The 20,671-nt window shown below is 59.4% G+C and carries 16 protein-coding genes and 3 pseudogenes; 8 read left to right on the top strand and 11 right to left on the bottom strand.

Annotation, left to right across the window (positions count from 1 at the left end):
- Nucleotides 1-462 precede the first annotated feature (462 nt).
- Nucleotides 463-1,959, bottom strand: coding sequence for an IS5 family transposase (locus ACRWA7_RS15080; RefSeq protein WP_438391677.1), 1,497 nt, complete (start codon nt 1,957-1,959; stop codon nt 463-465).
- Nucleotides 1,960-2,129: 170 nt separating this feature from the next.
- Here ACRWA7_RS15080 and ACRWA7_RS15075 point away from each other — a divergent pair, with 170 nt between their 5' ends.
- Complete coding sequence (locus ACRWA7_RS15075; RefSeq protein WP_438391676.1) at nt 2,130-2,630, top strand: group II intron maturase-specific domain-containing protein; 501 nt, start codon at nt 2,130-2,132, stop codon at nt 2,628-2,630.
- Here ACRWA7_RS15075 and ACRWA7_RS15070 read toward each other — a convergent pair.
- The 3 genes and pseudogenes from ACRWA7_RS15070 to ACRWA7_RS15060 all read right to left on the bottom strand — a co-directional run.
- Nucleotides 2,625-3,176: pseudogene (locus ACRWA7_RS15070) on the bottom strand (IS5 family transposase); the annotation flags it as partial. The gene ACRWA7_RS15075 and the pseudogene ACRWA7_RS15070 overlap by 6 nt on opposite strands.
- A gap of 247 nt (nt 3,177-3,423) precedes the next feature.
- Nucleotides 3,424-3,612, bottom strand: a complete 189-nt coding sequence (locus ACRWA7_RS15065; RefSeq protein ID WP_301782629.1) for a hypothetical protein — start codon at nt 3,610-3,612, stop codon at nt 3,424-3,426.
- Nucleotides 3,613-3,698: 86 nt separating this feature from the next.
- Nucleotides 3,699-4,109, bottom strand: a pseudogene (locus tag ACRWA7_RS15060) (transposase); the annotation flags it as partial.
- Between the two features lie 608 nt (nt 4,110-4,717).
- On the opposite strand from ACRWA7_RS15060, the pseudogene ACRWA7_RS15055 reads away from it, so the two are divergent.
- Nucleotides 4,718-5,871, top strand: a pseudogene (locus ACRWA7_RS15055) (IS110 family transposase).
- 296 nt (nt 5,872-6,167) lie between these two features.
- Here the strand turns inward: ACRWA7_RS15055 and ACRWA7_RS15050 are convergent.
- Together ACRWA7_RS15050 and ACRWA7_RS15045 are read right to left on the bottom strand one after the other, a co-directional pair.
- Nucleotides 6,168-7,406 (bottom strand): tyrosine-type recombinase/integrase, encoded by a 1,239-nt coding sequence (locus ACRWA7_RS15050; RefSeq protein ID WP_438391675.1) that lies wholly within the window; start codon nt 7,404-7,406, stop codon nt 6,168-6,170.
- A gap of 157 nt (nt 7,407-7,563) precedes the next feature.
- Complete coding sequence (locus tag ACRWA7_RS15045; RefSeq protein WP_438391674.1) at nt 7,564-7,788, bottom strand: hypothetical protein; 225 nt, start codon at nt 7,786-7,788, stop codon at nt 7,564-7,566.
- Between the two features lie 300 nt (nt 7,789-8,088).
- Here ACRWA7_RS15045 and ACRWA7_RS15040 point away from each other — a divergent pair, with 300 nt between their 5' ends.
- Together ACRWA7_RS15040 and ACRWA7_RS15035 are read left to right on the top strand one after the other, a co-directional pair.
- Nucleotides 8,089-9,531 carry an MFS transporter gene (locus tag ACRWA7_RS15040; protein ID WP_438391673.1) on the top strand — a complete coding sequence of 481 codons (1,443 nt, stop codon included), beginning with the start codon at nt 8,089-8,091 and terminating at the stop codon, nt 9,529-9,531.
- Nucleotides 9,532-9,647: 116 nt separating this feature from the next.
- A complete protein-coding gene (locus ACRWA7_RS15035) occupies nt 9,648-9,818 on the top strand; it encodes a hypothetical protein (protein WP_438391672.1) in 171 nt (56 codons plus the stop codon).
- A 77-nt stretch (nt 9,819-9,895) separates the two neighbouring features.
- Here ACRWA7_RS15035 and ACRWA7_RS15030 read toward each other — a convergent pair whose 3' ends face one another.
- The 3 genes from ACRWA7_RS15030 to ACRWA7_RS15020 form a co-directional block, all read right to left on the bottom strand.
- Nucleotides 9,896-10,168: a hypothetical protein gene (locus tag ACRWA7_RS15030; protein WP_438391671.1), complete on the bottom strand. Its 273-nt coding sequence runs from the start codon at nt 10,166-10,168 to the stop codon at nt 9,896-9,898.
- A 129-nt stretch (nt 10,169-10,297) separates the two neighbouring features.
- Nucleotides 10,298-10,582, bottom strand: a complete 285-nt coding sequence (locus tag ACRWA7_RS15025; protein ID WP_438391670.1) for a hypothetical protein — start codon at nt 10,580-10,582, stop codon at nt 10,298-10,300.
- 86 nt (nt 10,583-10,668) lie between these two features.
- Complete coding sequence (locus ACRWA7_RS15020; RefSeq protein WP_438391669.1) at nt 10,669-10,950, bottom strand: hypothetical protein; 282 nt, start codon at nt 10,948-10,950, stop codon at nt 10,669-10,671.
- A gap of 283 nt (nt 10,951-11,233) precedes the next feature.
- Here ACRWA7_RS15020 and motA point away from each other — a divergent pair, with 283 nt between their 5' ends.
- The 3 genes from motA to ACRWA7_RS15005 all read left to right on the top strand — a co-directional run bounded on the left by motA (nt 11,234) and on the right by ACRWA7_RS15005 (nt 14,600).
- Nucleotides 11,234-12,103, top strand: coding sequence for a flagellar motor stator protein MotA (gene motA, locus ACRWA7_RS15015; RefSeq protein WP_438391668.1), 870 nt, complete (start codon nt 11,234-11,236; stop codon nt 12,101-12,103).
- A gap of 35 nt (nt 12,104-12,138) precedes the next feature.
- Nucleotides 12,139-13,146, top strand: coding sequence for a flagellar motor protein MotB (motB, locus tag ACRWA7_RS15010; RefSeq protein ID WP_438391667.1), 1,008 nt, complete (start codon nt 12,139-12,141; stop codon nt 13,144-13,146).
- 278 nt (nt 13,147-13,424) lie between these two features.
- Complete coding sequence (locus ACRWA7_RS15005) at nt 13,425-14,600, top strand: porin (protein WP_438391666.1); 1,176 nt, start codon at nt 13,425-13,427, stop codon at nt 14,598-14,600.
- A gap of 84 nt (nt 14,601-14,684) precedes the next feature.
- On the opposite strand, the gene ACRWA7_RS15000 is transcribed toward ACRWA7_RS15005, so the two are convergent.
- Nucleotides 14,685-16,340 (bottom strand): bifunctional aspartate transaminase/aspartate 4-decarboxylase, encoded by a 1,656-nt coding sequence (locus ACRWA7_RS15000; protein WP_060818224.1) that lies wholly within the window; start codon nt 16,338-16,340, stop codon nt 14,685-14,687.
- A 542-nt stretch (nt 16,341-16,882) separates the two neighbouring features.
- Here ACRWA7_RS15000 and ACRWA7_RS14995 point away from each other — a divergent pair.
- On the top strand, nt 16,883-19,528 hold the full coding sequence (locus ACRWA7_RS14995; protein ID WP_438391665.1) for an excinuclease ABC subunit A: 2,646 nt from the start codon (nt 16,883-16,885) through the stop codon (nt 19,526-19,528).
- A 46-nt stretch (nt 19,529-19,574) separates the two neighbouring features.
- Here ACRWA7_RS14995 and ACRWA7_RS14990 read toward each other — a convergent pair whose 3' ends face one another.
- Entirely contained in the window at nt 19,575-20,636 is a 1,062-nt protein-coding gene (locus ACRWA7_RS14990; protein WP_438391664.1) for an alkene reductase, read from the bottom strand.
- Nucleotides 20,637-20,671 lie beyond the last annotated feature (35 nt).

The following is a 20,671-nucleotide window of genomic DNA, read 5'->3' as shown; positions in this document are numbered from 1 at the left end:
ACGGCGATCTGGTGCTGGGAAATAACCGACTGTGTGAGGCGCTGTCCGAGATGCAGCATCGGATTGCCGCGGTGCTTTCCGGGGCCACTGGGTCCGTTGCCCGCATGCGTCACCGTGCTCGCAATCATGGGTCGTACTGCCAGACGCTGTCAACCGTCGAGGCGATCATCCGTCACTGCGCATCGAAAGCACGCGTGACATCGGACTAGTAGGAGCAGGCGATCTACCGGGACTGGGCATATGGTGCACATTGGCGCTGGAGTAGGCATTCGCCTTATTGCCTGCTATAGCCTAACTGTAAAGAAAAGTTGGGGGCATTATTTCACCGGTAGTGGCCAACATGGCGTTGGATGGTCTTGAAGCGATGCTGAGGGAGAAATTCCCGGCTGCAAAGCGAACAGGCTTGAAAATGCACATGGTGCGGTACGCGGACAACTTCATCATTAGTCAGACCTGCAAAATTCAGTTTGCGCGACGAGCGGAGCCGACGGCGCAGTCTATCGGCGAAGCGAAGCTGGCCCGTCGAAAGCGGTCGCGATGCAGGAGTAATGGATGTGGCGTGACATTGACGAGCCAATGCAGCGACGCGAGGATAAAAAATATAGGCCTCAGGCCTAGGCGGACGATTGCGCGCAGTAACCAGCGCAAGTTATAGCCAGCAGCACACAGCACCGCGTGTAGCGCATCGCCGGTTTGCCCCTTGAGCCAGCAACGCCGCATGCCGTGGTCGTGTTTCACATGGCCGATGATCGGTTCGATCGCCTGCCGTCGCTTGAGCCAGCGTCGCTGTGTGCGGGTCAGTGTCTTGTGTTTTCCTCGATGAATCAGGTGTACTGATGATACGTCGGCATCGACACCGCGAAACCCGAGATCGGCCAAGACGGTCTTCGGCTGCACTGTACCGGGCACATCCTGCAGCAGAATGGAACTCTGTTCGAGTTGTTCGGCCAGCGTGTGGCCATCGTAAGGGTTGCCGGGGAACGCCCGCGCACCGATGATCAACCCTTGCTTCTCCGTAATCGCGAGACTGACCTTGACACCGAACTCGTAGGGCTGTCGGGCTTTGCCCTTGCCGATGCATTCGACTTCCGGGGCATGTAGCGCGTAGAGCTTGCCCTTATCCTTGGGCCGCTGTCGGCAGATGCGCCAAGCTCTCTCAAGCCAGACGCGCAACTGGGCCTGTCGCTCACGCGTGGCGCCCATCAATTTACGCTCGATGTCGCGCAGCAACCGTCCCAGCACGGTGCGTTGGCGTTTGAGCACCCGTCGCAGGCGCTTGAACTGTTTGGCGTGCGCATAGCCACCAGCTCGACGACGCAGGCTTTTGCCTTCGCGCTCATACGTCTGCTTCAGTGTCAGTCCGGCGCGTTGCGCCAACTGCACGAGTCGGGCCCGTGCCACTTCAAGCAGGCGGCTGTCGGTCGGATACGCGATCGCCTTCTCCTGGACCGTGGTATCGACAATCACGCGCTCAAATTCGACCGGTGTAACCGCCTTCATCTGCACCGCGGCCGCGATCGTCGTCGCCAGCAACTCTTCGACGCCCGCTTCGCCCAACGCTTGACGAAACCGTACCAGGTTGGTCGGGTCACACGGCAGACGCGGCTGGAAATAGTCCTCGCCGCAGAAGTACTGGAAATACACGCTCTCTGCCCAGCGCTCGCACACCGACTCGTCGCTTTCGTTGTATGCGTGTTTCAAATACAGCAAACCCACCATCAACCGGACGGACAGGCGCGGACGCCCTGCAGCGCTGACACCAGCACCCGCGAGCTTCGGCGTCACGCCGAACAGATCAACCTCTGCGCTCATCCGCCCTTCGCGGGCACGGCGCTCGAACATCGGCGTCAACGTCGCTTCGATCGACGACCATGGCATCCGGTTAGCCAGTACGGCGAGCGGGTGACGCAAATCGATCATCGCGTCCAGGCGGCTGCAGAAGAAATCGGGCGTGCTCATCGGCAGTTCTCAACTCCCAGAAGATATGCCAATTCCATATTGATTCTGGGAGTTTTGCAACCCCTTGCTCACGCCCATTCCCACACCGCCTCTAGCTTCACGCCATTCTGCAAGGCCGACTCATTACCGGCAACTCGAAAGAGTGGCTGGAGCAGGAAGTCAGGCCCGCAGTGGTCGAATTTCTGGCCAAGCGCGGGCTGGTCCTCTCACCAGAGAAGATCAAGATAACGCATATCGAGGACGGGTTTGACTTCCTCGGATGGAATATCCGCAAGTACAACGGCAAGCTGTTGATGAAGCCGTCGAGAGCGGACGTCAAAGCGCACCTTGACAAGATCCGGGAAGTCATCAAAGGCAACAAGACGGCCAAACAAGCAAACTTGATACGCCTGCTCAACCTGATTCTGCGGGGCTGGGCGAACTATCACCGCCATGCGGTCGCCAAGGAAACCTGTGCTCGGGTTGATACATATGTCTGGTCAATGCTGTGGCAATGGGCGGCTCGACGGCATCCAGAGAAAGGAACCCGCTGGGTAAAAAATAAATACTTCAAAACCCAAGGCACTCGCAACTGGGTCTTTGCCACGACCGAAAAACAAGAGGATGGGAGGGGCGTTGTTGCAAAAATCGCCGGTGCAGGCGGGCGTTCACCCCCGATCCTAAATTCATGAAATCCGCACGGACTGCGGGCGTGCAAGTGTGACCATGTGGTTGACGATGCCAACGCGGATGGCGACCTCCGTCGCTTGTGAACCAATGCAGCGCGCCGAAAGACAATTCCCCGTGAGCGTTTTATACCGGTACATCGTATTTTCGATCAGCGAACGTCGGTGGTAGCCACTGCGCTTCTTCCATTCGCCTCGGCCGTCTCGCGCGATGTCGTCGATCGCCTCATTGCGCCAGCTTGCTCCGGGTGTTCCCTCAGACCAGGGTTTCGCACCCTGGCGCGGCGGAATCGACGGCGTAGCGCCGCGCCCGGCGATCACCTTATGGCACTGCTTTGTATCGTATGCACCGTCACGGCCTATCGTATCAATGGGTTCATTGGCAGGAATCTGGGCTAACAAACTGGACAATGCGCTGGCGTCGTCGACGTCTTGATGCGTCATCAGCGCGGCTCGTATCTGGCCCGTCTTCACGTCCAGCCCGAGATGGACCTTACGCCACGTGCGCCGCTTGGAGTAGCCGTGCTTGCGCACCTTCCATTCGCCTTCGCCGTTACGCGCAAGAAAAAAACAATGGACATCAGCCGGAGCCTTGAAAATGCTGGTATCAGCAGTCTGCGGAGTGTCCATCAGATCAGCCCAAAAAGTGGACAAAACGACCGTCGGAGTGTCCATCTTTCGCCACAGGTTTCGCATGGTCGGAAGCCCGATAAAGCCGAGCGTCCGACCATGCTAGAGCGTGTCAACCCATCGCGCGTCAAGGGTTCACTTCGCCGGGCTTCGCCCGCCCTTGACCCGTTCACAGAACCACGATCGAATTTGATGCGTCACTACGCCGCCTGCCGGTATCGGGGTCTGCGAGCGGGACTGTGTGATAGATAGTGCCGCCCTCGTGCGTGGTGATGCTGACCGGCGTCGCGCCGGGTGTGTGGCGATCAACGACCTCGGTCAGCGGCAGTTGCCGGATGGTCGTTCGTCTTGCTGTCATTGAGCAGATCCTCTGCTGTGTTGGTAGGGGTGTCCGCTTTAACACAGCCTGCGAGTATCAGGAAATGGCTCTTCACTTGCGCATACGCCGTAGAGCTTCAGGACCGTACTATCGACAACGAGATGAATCGGGTCGCCGCTCGCCATCTCGGGCAACGTCACCTGTAGTTCCTGTGAACGGCGGCTTAGCGTCGTATAGTTGGGAACAGGCAGGTGCGCAAACGCAAGGTCACGAAGACTTTGCACAAACCCCTGAGCGGCTCGAAGCGTCAAATGATAAACGTGCTTGAGCGTGAGCACGGCCTGAATCATTGCGTCGGAGTAGATCTGTGGCCTGCCGCGCTTGAGAGGTCTCGCTTCGCTCCCGCTCGTGAATGCGCTCTCGTCGATCCACATGGTCAAGCTGCCTCGTGCGATCAGCCCTGCGTTGTACTCCGACCAGTTCCTGACTCGATAGATCCCTTTAGGCTCGCGGCTCTTGCGTTTGTCCTTGCGCATCTTCCCGCCAAATATCGAGAATCTACGCAGTTCCTTCCCAAGTTAACAGAGGCAGCCTCACGACCGTTGCGAGTAAACGTCACCCCTGCAGCGATCGCTTTTTGCAACAACGCCGATGGGAGGGAGAAGGAGTTCGTCGTGCTGAAAGCGGCAGACACGCCGATACAGCGGCATGTCAAGATCAAGGCCGGGGCTAATCCGCACGACCCAAAGTGGGCACCACACTTCGAGACCCGATGGGGCAAGAGGTGATCCTGCCAAGGGGCCGCGCGAAGCTCTACCGGGTCTGGCTGAGGCAGGATGGCCTGTGTCCGACCTGTCAGGAACCTATCGCAATAGGGACCCCTTGGGTCACTCGCTTCATTGTGAAAAGAACCGACGGCGGGTCGCTCGCGACGGGCAATATCCAACTGTACCATCCCGGTTGTCGTGGAACTCAAACGTACGCCGGAAATAAGTTGTGAAAGCGGGTATCGAAAGATGCCTTGGCAGAGGCTTGAGCTGAGTGCGGGGAAACTTGCACGTACAGGTCTTAGATCCTATGAGCAGGGGCGTCGAGGAACTGATACGTAAAATCGGCGTGTCGAGTCCTGTTCAAGGAGAACATCATGTGCACGGATCAGACGTTCACCACCCATGGTGAAGAAGTAGTACTGGCGGTGTCAATTGAACTGGCTGCGGCGAAGTGGAAGGTCGCGCTGCACGATGGCCGGCGCGAGCGGCCGGCCGTGCACACGGTCGCGCAGTCACAGGCCGCCGCCCGCCTGCAGGCCGTTCTGGACCTGATCAAGGCGCACAAGGAGAAGTGGTTGCTGCCCGCGGGCGTGCGGGTCGTCGTGAGCTACGAGGCCGGCCAGGATGCGTTCTGGGTCTGTCGCGCGCTGCAGGCGCGCGGCATCGAGTGCTACGTCGTCGATCCGGCGAGCATTCCGGTCGAACGCCACAAGCGGCGCGTGAAGACCGACCGGCTCGATGTCGTCAAACTGGTCACGAACTTCGCGCGTGGCTGCGCGGCGAGCGCGACCGCATGCACGTGGTGCACGTGCCGTCGCCACAGGACGAGGCCTCGCGCCAGCTGATGCGCGATCGTGGGCAACTGCAGAAGGAAGTGCAGCAGCACCGCGACCGCATGCGCAAACTGCTGGTCACGCTTGGCTGCTGGGATGAGGTCAATCACAAGGCCTTTGCCGGCCGGCTCGCCCGCGACCAGGTCCGGTGTCATGATGGCACGCCGTTGCCACCCGAGTCGCGGGAGCGCCTGCTGCGCGAGTGCGAACGGCTCGTGCTGGCAGAGCAGCAACTCGCGGCCCTGGAGAAGACGCGCGAGGCGAGCCTGCCGGCACCCGCACGCCAGCGACGCGACGACCTGGCGCGCCTGAAGGGGATTGGCGAAGTGGGCGCGTCGCGCCTTGCGCTCGAGCTGTTCTGGCGGGAGTTCGGCAACCGCCGCCAGGTGGGTGCGTGCGTCGGGCTGGTGCCGCAGCCCTATGACAGCGGCGAAAGCCAGGTCGACCAGGGGATCAGCAAACAAGGCAACCGTCGAGTGTGCGCGTTACTGGTCGAGATGGCGTGGACCTGGCTGCGCTACCAGCCCGCCAGTGCACTCGCTCAGTGGTTCAACCAGTGCACGCAGGGCACCGGGCCGAACCGCCGCGCGCGGCGCATCACCATCGTCGCTGTCGCACGACGACTGGTGATTGCACTATGGCGCTACCTGAAGGACGGCGTTATTCCTGAGGGCGCACAGATGAAACCAGTCTGAGATCGTATTGCATGGCGATAGTGATGCCGCGACAATCGGATCACTTGCTGTTCCCATGGTTGAAGTGGACATGCCCGTCGGCCCCCTGGGTTGCCGACGCAACCGATTCTTAGAAGGGGGCCGTATCGAGCGCGTCTACGAAAGTAGATAAGAGTTGGGCTGCTCCCTTGTTCTGGTTGGTGTTAGGGGGTGAAGATCGCGCCTTAACACCCGGCAAGTCGATGTCACCGCCCTACAAGCGACGGAATGCCTTAGCTAAACGCCAGCATTGATGTTGTATTCACCGGTTGAACCCATTACAACGTTTTAATGTGACAACGCCCATCGGGCGGCAACGCATCTCGCTGCTTACTGTTCGCTCGAGTACTCGCTAAGCTTTCCAGATGGTTCGACCACCATTCGAGCATCCGGGCACGCTCTTCTAGAAACGTCGACCTCATATAAACGCCCTTGACACCCGGGACCTTGTGCGCGAGTTGCGCTTCGATCCATGCACTGTCAAATCCACGTTCGTGGAGCAGCGTCGAAGCCGTCGACCGGAATCCGTGGGCAGTGTGCCGCCCCCCGTAACCTAATCTCTGCAACGCGCTTACGAGCGTGTTGTCGGAGAGGGGCCTCTTACCACTGAGTCCAGCGAAGACGAAAGTCTCGCTGATCCTCTTTTCTTTTAGTTCTTCGAGCAATGCGATAACCGCGGCCGTCAACGGTACGACATGCGGCCGGGTGGACTTCATGCGCGAGGCTGGAATCGACCATGTGCGCGCTTCGAAGTCCACCTCAGTCCATTCAGCTAGCCGCAACTCAGTTGGCCTAACGAAGACATGCGCGAGCATAAGCAGCGCTTGGCGAGCGGTGAACATACCGCCGTAGCCTTTGATCGCCTCCAAGACCTCCGCGAGATCTGCCGTCGTTGTCACGGCCGGGAAATTGGTCGTCTTTCTTTTTGCCAGCGCATCGCGCAGGTCCATAGATACGTCGCGCGATACTTTACTTATCGCAACACCGTAGCGAAGCACAGCACTCACGTGTTTATACGCGCGCCGGGCGACCTCGCTCGCGCCGCGCTTTTCGATCTTGCGTAGACAGTCGAGTATCTCGGGAGCGCTAATTTCCGCGATCGGCCTATGACCGAGCGAGGGAAACAGGTCGGCCTCCATGCGAACCAGGAGGCGGTCAGCGTACCGCTTGGACAATGGCTTGATCTGAAGCTGCCACCATTCCCGCGCAATCGTTTCAAAGGTATCTGCGGCCCTGGCACGGGCCTGCCGCTTAGCGGCTCGCTTTTCCGCAGACGGGTCCAGCCCCTTCGCCAACTGGCGGCGAGCCTCCTCCCGAGCATCACGCGCGTCGGTTAGAGAGACTTCAGGATAAGCGCCGATGGCAAGAGACTTTTCGTGACCGTCGACGCGGTACTTCAAACGCCATAAGCGTCCACCGGAGGGCGTCACTAACAGGTAGAGGCCGCGCTCGTCGGTGAGCTTATATGGGAGAGCCTGCGGCTTCGCATTTTTGACAGTTAAAGCACTGAGGGACATCGGAGTATCTCGCATAGGGATGCGTTTAGTATACCCCCTAAATACCCCCAATTAGAACGGGTTTTCGGGGTATCTTGTGCTATCTAATGAGACCATCCAGACCACCAATCCCCTTTATTTATAAGGGTTATGAGCCTTACTGACTCTTTCTGGGAATCTATTTTTTATCCCAGTCGAGGATCAGCATGTCGACGGTTGAGCGCGACAGCGATTTCGACATCGCCAGGCCGTCGCTGAAGGGAATGCACACGTGGCCGAGCCGCTCGACGATTTCGCCGATGACATAACGGTGCTGGGGATCGGACTGCAGGATTGCGATACGCATGATGACGACGCCGGTGACGCTGCGCACGATGACTTCGGCCTGGTCGATCGAAGGCATCGCAAAAGGTCTCATGAAGCTCTACGAGACCGCTATGAACGCGCGAATTCTGCAGAGCGGCATCACCTTGTCCTATCGGATAACTCCCAATTTATCGTCCGATACAGTCACAAATGCTTTCGATATGTCGCGCGAAGTCACTGTTTGTGCCGACACGTGCCTGTATCGGTTCGTAGCGACGCGTGCCTGGCCTGTTTAATCGGGATGCACGAAAGCAACACGCGGGCGCCCGAAAAACCGCGCATGCATATTTCACGATCCACGGAAACGTCGCGCGTTTCAGGCCGCTAAGCTGGTTGTATGAACTCGAACCTTCACGCCTCCCGCGCCGGGCTGAGCAGACGCCAGGCGCTGATCGTCACCACGGCCAGCATGGGCTTCGTGGTCTCTCAACTCGATGTCACCATTGTCAACGTCGCGCTTGCGAGCATGGGACGCGACCTGCACGCGAGCGTCGCGAACTTGCAGTGGACCGTGGACGCCTACGCGCTGGCGTTCGCCGCGCTGATGCTCTCGGCAGGCGTGCTCGGCGACCGCTTTGGCGCACGGCGCCTGTTTGTGGCGGGGCTGGCGCTGTTCGCGCTGGCGTCGGCGGCGTGCGGCTTTGCTGTCGACGCCAGCCAGCTCATCGCCGCGCGCGCGTTGCAGGGCATTGGCGCGGCCGCCATGCTGCCGAACTCCCTTGTGCTGCTCAACCAGTCGTGCGGCCACGACGACGGCCTGCGGGCGCGCGCTGTGAGCCTGTGGACAGCGGCTGGCGCTGTCTCCATTGCGGCGGGTCCGGTTGCTGGCGGCGCGCTGATCGCGGCGTTCGGCTGGCGCAGCATTTTCTGGGTCAACGTGCCGCTGTGCGTGGCGGGTATTGCCGCGACCTACGCATGGATCGCCGATAAAAAACCAGCGCAAAACGCGCTTGGCATCGACCTCGGCGGCCAGTTGCTGGCAGTCGTGGCGCTCACGTCCTTCGTGGGCGCGATGATCGAGCTTCGGCCTTTGGGAGTGGCGCATCCGGTTGTTATTGGCGGGATGGTGCTGGCGCTGGTGAGCGCCGCCGGGTTCGTCGCGGTCGAGCGGCGCACGCCAGCGCCCATGCTGCCGCCCGCGCTCTTTCGCAACCGCACGTTCAATTCGGCAATTGCATTTGGTATCTGCGTGAATCTGACTTATTACGGCATGGTGTTCGTGTTGAGCCTTTATTTGCAGCGCGTTCTGGGGCTCTCGCCGCTTCACGCAGGCTTCGCGTTCCTGCCGCTGACAGGCGGTTTTCTGTTATCGAATCTCGCGGCAGGTCCGGTCGTGGCGCGCTTCGGTTCCAGGCGGCCGATGATCGCCGGCGCATTGATCGATGCGATCGGATTCGCCGCGCTCTGTTTCGTCGATGCCGGCACGCCCGTGGCGCTGTTGCTGCTGCCTTTCCTGTTGATACCGACCGGCATGGGACTCGCTGTCCCCGCCATGACCACCGCGATGCTTGGGACCGTCGAGTCAGCGCGGGCGGGCACGGCGTCGGCGGTGCTCAACACGGCGCGGCAAGCAGCCGGCGCGATTGGCGTGGCGGTTTTCGGCGCGCTGGCGAGCCACGCCGCGGCGGCCGAAACCGCTCAGATCGTAACGGGAGTGAAGTTGTCAGCGGCGATCTCGGTCACGCTGCTGTTGCTGGCAGCGGTGATGGCGCATCGAGTAAAGGAAAATAACCGCAAGGACGCGAAAGACGGAAAGCCAGCGCAGAACATATCGCGCTGAACAAGCGCTGAACGGGCGCTGAACACACTGACACGCGCCGGGAACGCGCATTGCGAATTTGATTACGCACCTCTTGTGCAACGCGCGGTCCGCAGGCCGCTTGTGAGGAACCGATCATGTCCACGCCGCCGGTAGACCCGACCCAATTGCCAATAGAACCCGATCCCGACGAACTGCTCGATCCCGACGCGCCGCTCAATCCCGACGATCCCGATCTTCCCGACGGCCCGGATTCCGCAACGCCGTTGGTTCCAGCCGATCCCAACAACGGCTCACCACGTTTATAGAAAATACGGCTGTCGCCATATAAGAAATGCCCGTCTGCGCGAAAGCACAGGCGGGCATTTTCAAGCGTGGCAACTGATCAAAGCGTTACGGTCAGTACATCGCCGGACTTGAGCGCTTTCTCGATCAACCCGTCTTCCTGCGCACGGCGCACGGCATCCGCGACGAATGACTCCGGGGCTTCGACCTCTGCCTTTATTGCGCTGATGATTCCCGATGCCTCGACGATCACCAGCGATTTCGCTGAATCGGCGCGGCTGATGATCACGCGCTGCGGGCTGCCGCCGTCTGCAATGCTGGCGCAGAACTGCATCGGCTTGCCGTCAATGGTTTGCTCGAAGGTCTGGATCATATTGAAGGTTCGCCTCTGATAGATGAACAATAGTTGTATGACAGAGCGCATCATCCATGCCAGCTTGCCCTTTGCGCGCCCTCTCTGCTGTTATTGAACGTCAGGCGCGCGAAAGGTTCACGTCGAACTTTAAAACCGGTACGTCACGCCGAGTTGCACGACCGGATACCAGCGATACTTTTCCACGCGATCGGTAATGTTCTGCTTTTCCTGGTCGATATTCGCCTGCGTCGTGAACAGGCTATACACCTCCGGCACGAAGTAGGACACGCGCGGACGGCCGTACGCCACGCCAAGATCGAACATGAAACCAAATCCCTTCGTTACCGGCTTGTGCCCGTATCCCACTCCCAGATAGGGCATGACGCTCGGCAAACGCACCGTTGCAGAGGGCGCGCCTCCAATGGCGGGCACAACATCATCGCCAATTTTGAAGTTGCCTTGCGCGTCGGGAACGGCGTGCGCGTTGAGTTTGTCGTCGTTGATCAGCGCTCCGCCTGTTAGCCGGAAACCGCTGTTTGCAAATGGAAAAGGTCGAGATAAAGGCCGCCTTGCTTAAGGCTGAGATGACCGTCGTATTTATTGCCGCTGACGTTGAACGAGTGAGAAAAGCCAAGACCCTCCACTTCCGCGTGGACGCCGGCCCATGAGTTGAGCGAGTACGCGGCGCCCAAACCCGCGCCAAGCGTGCCGCCTTGTATATAGACCTCTTGTGCATGGGTCGTCTGCATGACCGGCATCATGATCATTGCGGCCGCCGCCGCGCTCAGGACTGTCTTCACTGCACCTTCTCCGTAAGTAGCCGGGCTCCATCCCGTGCCGGAACTGTACGGTTTCGTTAAGCGATTCAATGGAATGAACAGTGGCCTTTATTGGCATCAATTCGATATCTCGACCGACCTCCCGACTAAACCAAACGTTGCAATTTTCAGCGTAAATTTTTCTGATTTACACAAATCGGTAAGAAAAGATTCCTCATGCCTACCCTAAATGTGCGAGGCCGCCTGCCGTTAAGTTCCATGACAGCTTCATTTAACCGAGGCACGAAAATTACGCGGAGAGAGCATGTTTGTCGTTATCGGATGGGTCCTGGTGATTGGGTCGGTGATCGGCAGTTTCATGGGTGTGGGCGGCCACTTGAAAGCGCTGCTGCAGCCCTTCGAGCTGCTGTGTATTTTTGGTGCCGCAATCGGGGCATTCGTCGTATCAAATCCGGTTGCCACGCTCAAAAAGACGCTTAAGGTCATCCCGACCGCGTTCAAGGGCGGCGGCTACTCGAAAGAGAAATATGTGCAACTCATCGCACTGCTTTACGAACTGCTTCAAAAGGCGCGCAAGGAAGGCATGATGGCGCTCGAAGTGGACGTGGAAGCGCCGGAAAAAAGCCCGACTTTCATGAAGTACGAACACGTGCTCAACGATCACCATCTGCTTGAATTCATCGTCGATTATTTGCGCATGATGTCGAGCGGCAACGTCAACGCGCTCGAGATGCAAGACCTCATGGACGAAGAGCTCGAGACGCATCACGCGGAGGCGTCTGTCGCATCCAGCGCGATTCAGAAAATGGCCGATGGCCTGCCTGCGTTCGGCATTGTCGCGGCCGTCATGGGCGTTGTTCACACAATGGGTTCGGTCGGCGCAGCACCCGCCATTCTCGGCGAAATGATTGCCGGCGCGCTCGTGGGAACCTTTCTTGGCATTTTGCTCGCCTACGGTTTCTTCGGACCGCTCGCTGATCTGCTCGCCGCAAAAGGACAGGCGGAGTCCAAGCCGTTCCAGTGCGTGAAGTCGGTATTGCTTGCATCGATGAACGGCTATGCGCCCGCCATTGCCGTGGAGTTCGGCCGCAAGGTGCTGTTCACCGCCGACCGTCCGAGCTTCAAGGAACTCGACGAAGCCGTGCGCGCCACCAAGCAGCCAAAATCAGCTTGATGCACGGCTTGCACGGCCAACTCACGGACTAGGACATGGCTGAAAAACCCAATCGCGATCCCTTGCAGTCGGTCCTTGCGCCGACCATTGTGGTGCGCAGGAAAAAGAAGTCGGGACACGCGGGTCATCACGGCGGCGCGTGGAAGATCGCCTACGCCGACTTCGTCACGGCCATGATGGCGTTCTTTCTGTTGATGTGGTTGCTCGGGTCGACGTCGAGATACGACAAGCAGGGCATTGAAGACTATTTCAACGCGCCGCTCTCCACGCTCTTCGGCGGCAACGACGGCAGCGGCGCGGCGCGTTCGAGCGTGATCAACGGCGGCGGCCGCGACCTTGCGAGTTCACGTCCTGGCGAAGTCACCAAGAGCCAGACCGAGCCTGTCCCCAAGACGCCCGAACGCATCGCAGCCGAGAACGATGCCCGCCGCCTGAAGCAGCTTAAGGAAAAGCTCACGGCGTTGATCGAAAATACGCCGGCGCTGCGCGCGTTCAAGGACCAGATTCGTATCGATATCACGAGCGAGGGTTTGCGCATCGAGATCGTGGATTCGCTCAGGCGTCCGATGTTCGCCTCAGGCAGCTCGAAGCTCGAGGGTTATGTGGGCGTGATACTCGCGCAGATCGGGGCGTCCATGAACGATGTGGACAACCGCGTATCGATTGCGGGACACACCGACGCCGTGCCCTACTCCGGCGGTCAGGCCGGTTACTCGAACTGGGAGTTGTCGAGCGAGCGCGCCAACGCCGCGCGCCGCTCATTGATCGCGGGCGGCATGAGCGAAGGCAAGATCCTTCAGGTGCGCGGACTCGCCGACGTGCTGCCGCTGAACAAGGCGGTTGCCGACGAACCCACCAACCGGCGCATCAGCATTCTCGTGCTGAACAAGGCCGCCGAGCAGGCGTTCTTCGCCGATGGCGGCCGCACCTCGGTAGACGATTCCCAGCCTGCGAGCGCCGTGATTCCGCCGAAGGTCGCGCAACTGCAGCTCAAGCCGCGGCCGGCGCTGCCCACAGACGCCGAAGCCTCGTCAAAAGGCTAGCAAGCCGCGTTGTGCGCGGCGATACGCCATCCGCTCGCGGTTTCCACCCGCACGCTCACAGCGCTCAGTCTGCTTGAATGGCACGCCGCCAAGCACCGCTCATACCACAAGAGCGGTGCTTGTAAAGCAGTCGTCGCGTCAAAACAACTGTCATGGACCTTACATACGTGTCCGATAAAGTCCGCCCGTCGCAAGTCAATGGACCGCAAGAGTCCGATGTACCAAAGCACTTGTTGCACAGACCACTCACGCTACCACCCACGCTCAGGGAGATTGTTTTGAATCGTAAATCACTGCTCGCCATCGCCGCGCTCGCTGCGTTTGCCGCATCGGCCGCACCCGCTCAAGCTCAAAGCAGCGTCACGCTGTACGGCCTGATCGACGCAGGTATCAGCTATGCGAACCACAGCGCCGCCGGCACCGGCAGCTCGAAGATTTTCAAGTACGACGACGGCGTATCGCAAGGCAGCCGCTGGGGCCTCCGAGGTGCTGAAGACCTGGGTGGCGGACTGAAGGCCATCTTCACGTTGGAAAGCGGCTTTAACAGCGGCAACGGCACGCTCGGTCAGGGCGGCGCGGAATTCGGCCGTCAGGCTTATGTGGGTATTTCGAAGTCGGACGTCGGCTCGGTGACCCTTGGCCGTCAATACTCGTTCTCGACCGACTACCTGGGTGGCGCGTATTCGATCGGCGGCCAGACGGTTGCGGGCAACTATGCGTATCACATCAATGACGTGGACCAACTGACGTCAAGCCGCATCAATAACTCGATCAAGTTCAGCAGCGCGAACTTCTACGGCGTGACGTTCGGCGGCTTGTATGGTTTCTCGAACCAGGCAGGCGCGTTCTCCGGCTCGCCCACGACCACGGCCGGCGGCGTGACCACGCAAGGTTCGTCGCGTGCATACAGCTTCGGTTTGAACTACGCTGCGGGCCCGTTCAGCATCGGCACGGCTTATACGGACATCCACTTCCCGGCTTCGGCTACGCCGGCGTTCAGCACGAGCATTGCAAACGTGGCGACGGGCGGCACGAAGGACCTGCGCACGTTCGGCATTGGTGCAAACTACAAGATCGCCGACGCAACCTTGTTCGCGTTGTGGACCAATACGCGTTTCGAAGCCATCGGTGGCGCGACGTCGAAGTTCAATACGTATGAACTTGGCGGCAAGTACGCGTTCACGCCGGCCGTGACGGGAAGCCTTGGCTACACATACATGAAGCTGACGGACGCCGCACAAGGCAAGTGGCAGCAAGTCGACGCAAGCGTGGACTACGCGCTTTCCAAGCGTACCGATGTCTACGTGCTGGGCATTTATCAACACGCGTCGGGCTCGAACAACGGCACCGATGTGCAGGCGCAGATCGGTTCGAGCACGAGCTACTTCGGCACGTCGGGCCGCGGTGCAAACGACCAGATCGCTGCACGCGTGGGTATTCGCCACAAGTTCTAAGCACGTCTCTGAAAGCCAGGAACGGGCCGCTTTTTCCAGCGGCCCGTTTTTCATTCCGATGCTGGTTTCAGCGCGCGATGCACGTCAAAGCACCTTGTTCCTGTCGAGCGACTTGCCCGTTGCCTCGTTGTAGCGTTCGACGTATTCCGACATCAACTTGCGCATCGCGCGGCCGATCTGCTTGTAATCGCTCTCGTTGAGATTTGCGAGCGATACGCGGCCGGAAGGATGCTGCGTGCCAAAACCGCGTCCCGGCAAGAGCACGACGCGTGCTTCCTTCGCGAGGCGGAACAGCAACTCGGACGGTTCGGTGTTCTTGAACAGCCACTGCACGAACTCCGTTCCATAGGCGCGATTGCCGAGAAACTCGAGGTCGATGATCGTGTAGTAATCGACCTGGTTCACGTCACTGTCGTCGAAGCTGATTCCGATCTCGCGATACAACGCCTCCTTGCGTCCACGAATCAGGCGCTTCAAGGCGTTCTTGTAGGCCTCGGGCGTATCCATCAGCGCGAACAGCGAGAACAGGACCATCTGCACCTGCTGCGGCGTGGAAAGCCCCGCCGTGTGATTCAGCGCAACAGTCCGGCTGTCCGCCACAAGCCGGTCGATGAACTTGAGGTTCTCGGGCTCGGTGGTGATGGACTGGTAACGCTCGTGCAGTTCCTCGCGTTGTTCCTTGGGGAGCTTGCGGATCAATTCGTCGATCACGTTGTCCTGATGCGTCGCGATCGTGCCGAGCCGCCAGCCCGTGGCGCCAAAATACTTGGAGTATGAATATACGAGGATGGTGTTCCTCGGGCACAACGCGAAGAGCGAAACGAAATCGTCCGCGAATGTGCCATATACGTCGTCGGTAAGAAGGATCAGGTCCGGCCGTTCCTTCACGATCTCCGCGATGTACTCCAGGCTTTCGGTATCGATCTTGACCGAGGGCGGATTGCTCGGATTGACGAGGAAGAACGCTTTGACTTTTGGATCGCGCAGCTTGTCGAGTTCTTCTTTCGAGTATTGCCAGTTGCGCTCAACGTCCGCATTGAGATTGACCACGTTCAACTGATAGTCGTTGAGCGTCGGGATTTCAATGTAGGGCGTAAAGATTGGCGAACCGAGCGCAATAGTGTCTCCAGGCTTGATCAGATGATTTTCGCGCAGCGTATTGAAAATGTACGTCATTGCCGCGGTTCCGCCTTCGGTGGCGAAGATATCGAAATCGCCAATGAACGGATGTTTGCCGATCATCTCCTTTTTCAGATACTGCGCCACGATCACTTCGGACAATTTCAACATCCGGTCGGGCACCGGGTAATTCGAGGCCAGAATTCCTTCACACATTTCGTAAAGGAATTCACCGCCATTCAGACCCAGTTGATCACGTACATAAGAGAGCGCGCCGCGCAGGAAGTCGATGCCGGGCACGCCCTTGTTGTCGCGCGCGAAAATCTCGAAGCGTTCTTCAAGTCCTTCATGCTTCGGGAATCCGCCCAGCCCTTCCGGCATGTGCGCAAATGAACGCTCGGATTCGCGCATGGCAAAGAGGCCCAACTGCCAGAAGCCGTGACGGGGAATGGTGGCAAGGAAATTCGGGTTGCCGCGGCCTGCATTGAGCATGGCGACGTTGGCGGGCCGGTCAACGGCGCCGCCGCCTGCGGCCTTGATCAGTTCGTCCTTCAATTCGAACGGGCTAAGCGCCGCAATTTTGGATTGCTCTTGCGAGCCCGCTTTCTTAGACTTGGCCATCCAGTACCTCCAGAAATAATTGACTGCTTGAATGAGAGCAGCGCCGGTTGCCCTGCGTTCGCGCCTTGCTCTTCGGGAGAAGCGACAATGAAATTCGGTTAAGCGTGCTGGGCCGCGACTAGTGATCAACGCATTCCACGTCTCCTTGCTGACTAAGTAGAAAGTTTTGCATTAGAGTACATATCCAATCGTCATACACGATCGCGATATTTATTTCTCACTCTGAAATAATCTTCGATCCATCGCGGGAAACAATCGCGATTTATCAGTCTAGGGGACAAAATCGCGGACGCAATTGCTTTAGGTCGTGTTTATGTCTTGTAGTACCGCCTGCGCAAATCCACGCACTTACTAATATCACGTCCGCGTCATGAAAACAGTTTCATCGTGGCCGGAAATAAGCAGGCGTTAAATCAATGGATTAAATGCCAGCTTGCAAACCGCCGCAATCGGCTGATGTTGTTCCGTTACCGGGCACACGCTCTGCGTACCGTTTGGACTCACGGCAATGCCGACAAAACCACAAACCATCGAATGGACGCATGACAGCCCGAAACCGTAAATCCGAGCCATCCTCTTCCTATACAGGTTTTGTTCGCGTGCGAGGCGCGCGCGAACACAATCTGCGCAACGTCGACGTCGATATTCCGCGCGATGCCCTCGTGGTCTTCACGGGCGTTTCAGGGTCGGGCAAATCGTCGCTCGCATTCGGCACGCTTTACGCCGAAGCACAGCGCCGATACTTCGAGTCGGTCGCGCCATACGCGCGCCGGCTTATCGAACAGGCCGGCGTGCCGGAAGTGGATTCCATCGATGGATTGCCGCCGGCGGTGGCGCTCCAGCAGCAGCGCGGCACGCCGAATGCACGATCTTCGGTGGGCAGTGTCACCACGTTGTCGAGCCTCGTGCGCATGCTGTATTCGCGCACTGGCACGTATCCGCCCAAACAACCCATGCTGTTCGCCGAGGACTTTTCCCCCAACACGGTTCAAGGCGCCTGCCCGGCTTGCCACGGTCTCGGACGCGTGTACGAGGTCACCGAAAAGTCGATGGTACCCGACGATTCGCTGACCATCCGCGAGCGCGCCGTCGCCGCGTGGCCGCCTGCCTGGCATGGCCAGAACCTGCGCGACATCCTTGTCACACTGGGCTATGACGTCGACACCCCCTGGCGCGATCTGCCCCGGAAAGACCGCGACTGGATTCTCTTCACCGACGAAACGCCGACCGTGCCCGTGTATGCGGGTCTTACGCCGCAGGAGACGAAAGCCGCCCTCAAGCGCCGCGCCGAGCCGAGCTATCAAGGCACCTTCACCGGCGCGCGCCGCTATGTGCTGCATACATTCGCCAACACGCAGAGCGCTCTGATGAAAAAACGCGTCTCGCGGTTCATGGTAAGCAGCGCGTGTTCAACATGTCATGGCAAGCGGCTTAAGCTCGAAGCGCTGTCAGTCACTTTCACCGGACTCGATATTGCGGAGCTGTCGCAAATGCCGATGGCGCGTGTCGCGGAAATTCTGCGTCCCGTTGCACGCGGCGAATTGCCGTCTGACGTGCAGACTGGCGAAGTGCTGAACAAGGAGGAGATGCGTGAAGCGGTGCAACGCCGGGTTGCAGCGGGTGGATCGGCGCACAAGGCGTCGCCCGATATCAGACGGACAACGAATCAATCGCGCGAGAAGCAGGTCGCGGCGCAACGCATGGCAAGAGAACTGCTGGAACGGCTCTCCACGTTGATCGATCTGGGTCTGGGTTATCTGGCGCTGGATCGGAGCACGCCGACGCTGTCGTCGGGCGAACTGCAGCGCTTGCGGCTCGCGACACAACTGGCGTCGCAGTTGTTCGGCGTCATCTATGTGCTCGATGAACCGTCCGCGGGCCTTCATCCGGCTGACGGCGAAGCGCTTTATAGCGCGCTGCAACGCTTGAAGGAAGCCGGCAATTCACTGTTCGTGGTCGAACACGATCTTGAGATGATGCGTCGCGCGGACTGGCTGGTCGACGTCGGACCCGCAGCGGGAACGGCGGGCGGAAGCATTGTGTATAGCGGGCCGCCTGCGGGTCTCGCCGACGTGGAAGCGTCGCAGACAAGGCTGCATCTCTTTGGAGAAAACCGGCCTGCTGTAAGCGTCAGGCGCCCGGCCGCAGGCTGGCTACGGCTCGCCAAGGTGACTCGCAATAACCTGGAAGCTCTCGATGTCGCATTCCCGCTGGGATGCTTTACAACGGTCACCGGCGTCTCGGGATCGGGCAAGTCGAGTCTCGTGAGTCAGGCCTTGCCCGAACTCGTTGGAGAGAAACTTGGACGGCCAATCTCAGCCGAACCCGAAGATGAACACGATCCTCTTATGGATGTGGAAGACATTCAAACCGACGGCGAGATCATAGAAGGCATGGAGCACATACGCCGTCTGGTAAGAGTCGATCAAAAGCCGATCGGCCGCACGCCGCGCTCAAACCTCGCCACTTATACGGGCCTCTTCGACCACGTCCGCAAGCTGTTCGCGGATACGCCTCAAGCGCGCCGTCACCGTTACGACGCCGGCCGGTTTTCATTCAACGTCGCCAAAGGCCGATGTCCAACGTGCGAGGGCGAAGGCTTCGTCAGTGTCGAATTGCTCTTCATGCCGAGTGTCTATGCGCCCTGTTCGACATGCGGCGGAACGCGCTACAACCCGGAGACGCTCGAGATTGAATGGAACGGCAAGAACATCGCGGAAGTCCTGCAGATGACCGTCGATACAGCCTGCGAGTTTTTCACCAACGAGCCGCAGATCATGCGCGCGCTTGCCGTACTGCGTGACATTGGACTGGGTTATTTGCGTCTTGGTCAGCCGGCAACGGAATTGTCCGGCGGCGAGGCGCAGCGCATCAAGCTTGCAACGGAGCTTCAGCGTGCGCAGCGGGGCGAAAACCTCTACATTCTCGATGAGCCCACTACAGGTCTGCATTCAGTCGATAGCGACCGCTTGCTGGTTCAACTACAGGGTCTTGTCGATGCAGGCAATACGGTGATAGTGGTCGAACACGACATGCGTGTGGCGGCGCAAAGCGATTGGGTCATCGACATGGGACCGGGCGCGGGAGAAAACGGCGGGAAGGTTGTTGCGAGTGGAACGCCCGAAGACGTGGTGAAGCAGGGAACGCGCGGGCAGACGTCGAAATATTTGAAGGCCTGCCTGATGTAAAAACCGGCGGCCTCAGGCCGCCGGTTTTCGTCAACGCAAACAAAAATCAGTCCATGGTTTCCAGCGTCGGGTAGTCTGTGTACCCTTCCGTCCCGCGCGCGTAAAACGTCTCCGGGATCGGCGCGTTCAACGGCGCATCGTTTTCAAAGCGCTTTACCAGATCCGGATTTGCAATGAACAACTGGCCCCACGCCACCGCGTCCGCATCACCGCGGTCGAGCGCAGCCTGAGCGCTTTCCTTGGTGAATTTCTCGTTCGCGATATACACGCCGCCAAACTCTTTCTTCAACAACGGTCCGATCGAGTCCTCGGCCACGCGCTCACGTGCCGCAATGAACGCAATCTTGCGCTTGCCAAGTTCGCGCGCCACATAGCCGAAGGTCGCGGCGCGATCGCTGTCGCCCATGGTGTGGGAATCGGCGCGCGGCGCAAGGTGCATGGCGACGCGATCCGCGCCCCACACTTCAATGCATGCATCGACGACTTCGAGCATCAGGCGCGCACGGTTCTCAATCGGGCCGCCGTAGATGTCCGTGCGCTTGTTCGTGCTGTCCTGCAGGAACTGGTCGAGCAGATAGCCATTCGCGCCGTGGACCTCAACGCCGTCGAAACCGGCCAGCTTCGCGTTCTCGGCGCCCTTGCGGAATGCCGCGACCACGCCGGCGATTTCGTCGAGTTCGAGCGCGCGCGGCGTGACGTATTCACGCTGCGGGCGAACCAGGCTCACATGTCCTTGCGCCGCGATTGCACTCGGTGCAACCGGCAGGTCGCCATTGAGAAAGATCGGGTCCGAGATACGGCCCACGTGCCACAGTTGCAGCAGGATCGTGCCGCCCGCGTCGTGCACGGCTTTCGTGACCAACTTCCAGCCTTCAACTTGCTCGTCCGACCAGATGCCAGGCGTTTCAGCGTAACCCACGCCTTGTGGCGTAACGGAGGTCGCTTCGCTCAGGATCAGGCCTGCGGCGGCGCGATCCGCGTAGTACTGCGCCATCATCGCGTTCGGCACGCGTTCTTCGCCTGCGCGCTGGCGCGTCAACGGCGCCATGACAATACGGTTACGAAGGGTGAAGGCACCTGCTTTGAGCGGATCGAAAAGATTTGGCATGTTGGAAGTAATCCTAAATAGATTATAAGGAACGT

Source organism: Caballeronia sp. DA-9 (genome assembly GCF_051615025.1).
Classification (GTDB): Bacteria; Pseudomonadota; Gammaproteobacteria; order Burkholderiales; family Burkholderiaceae; genus Caballeronia; species Caballeronia sordidicola.
This window is presented reverse-complemented; position numbering and strand designations above follow the sequence as displayed.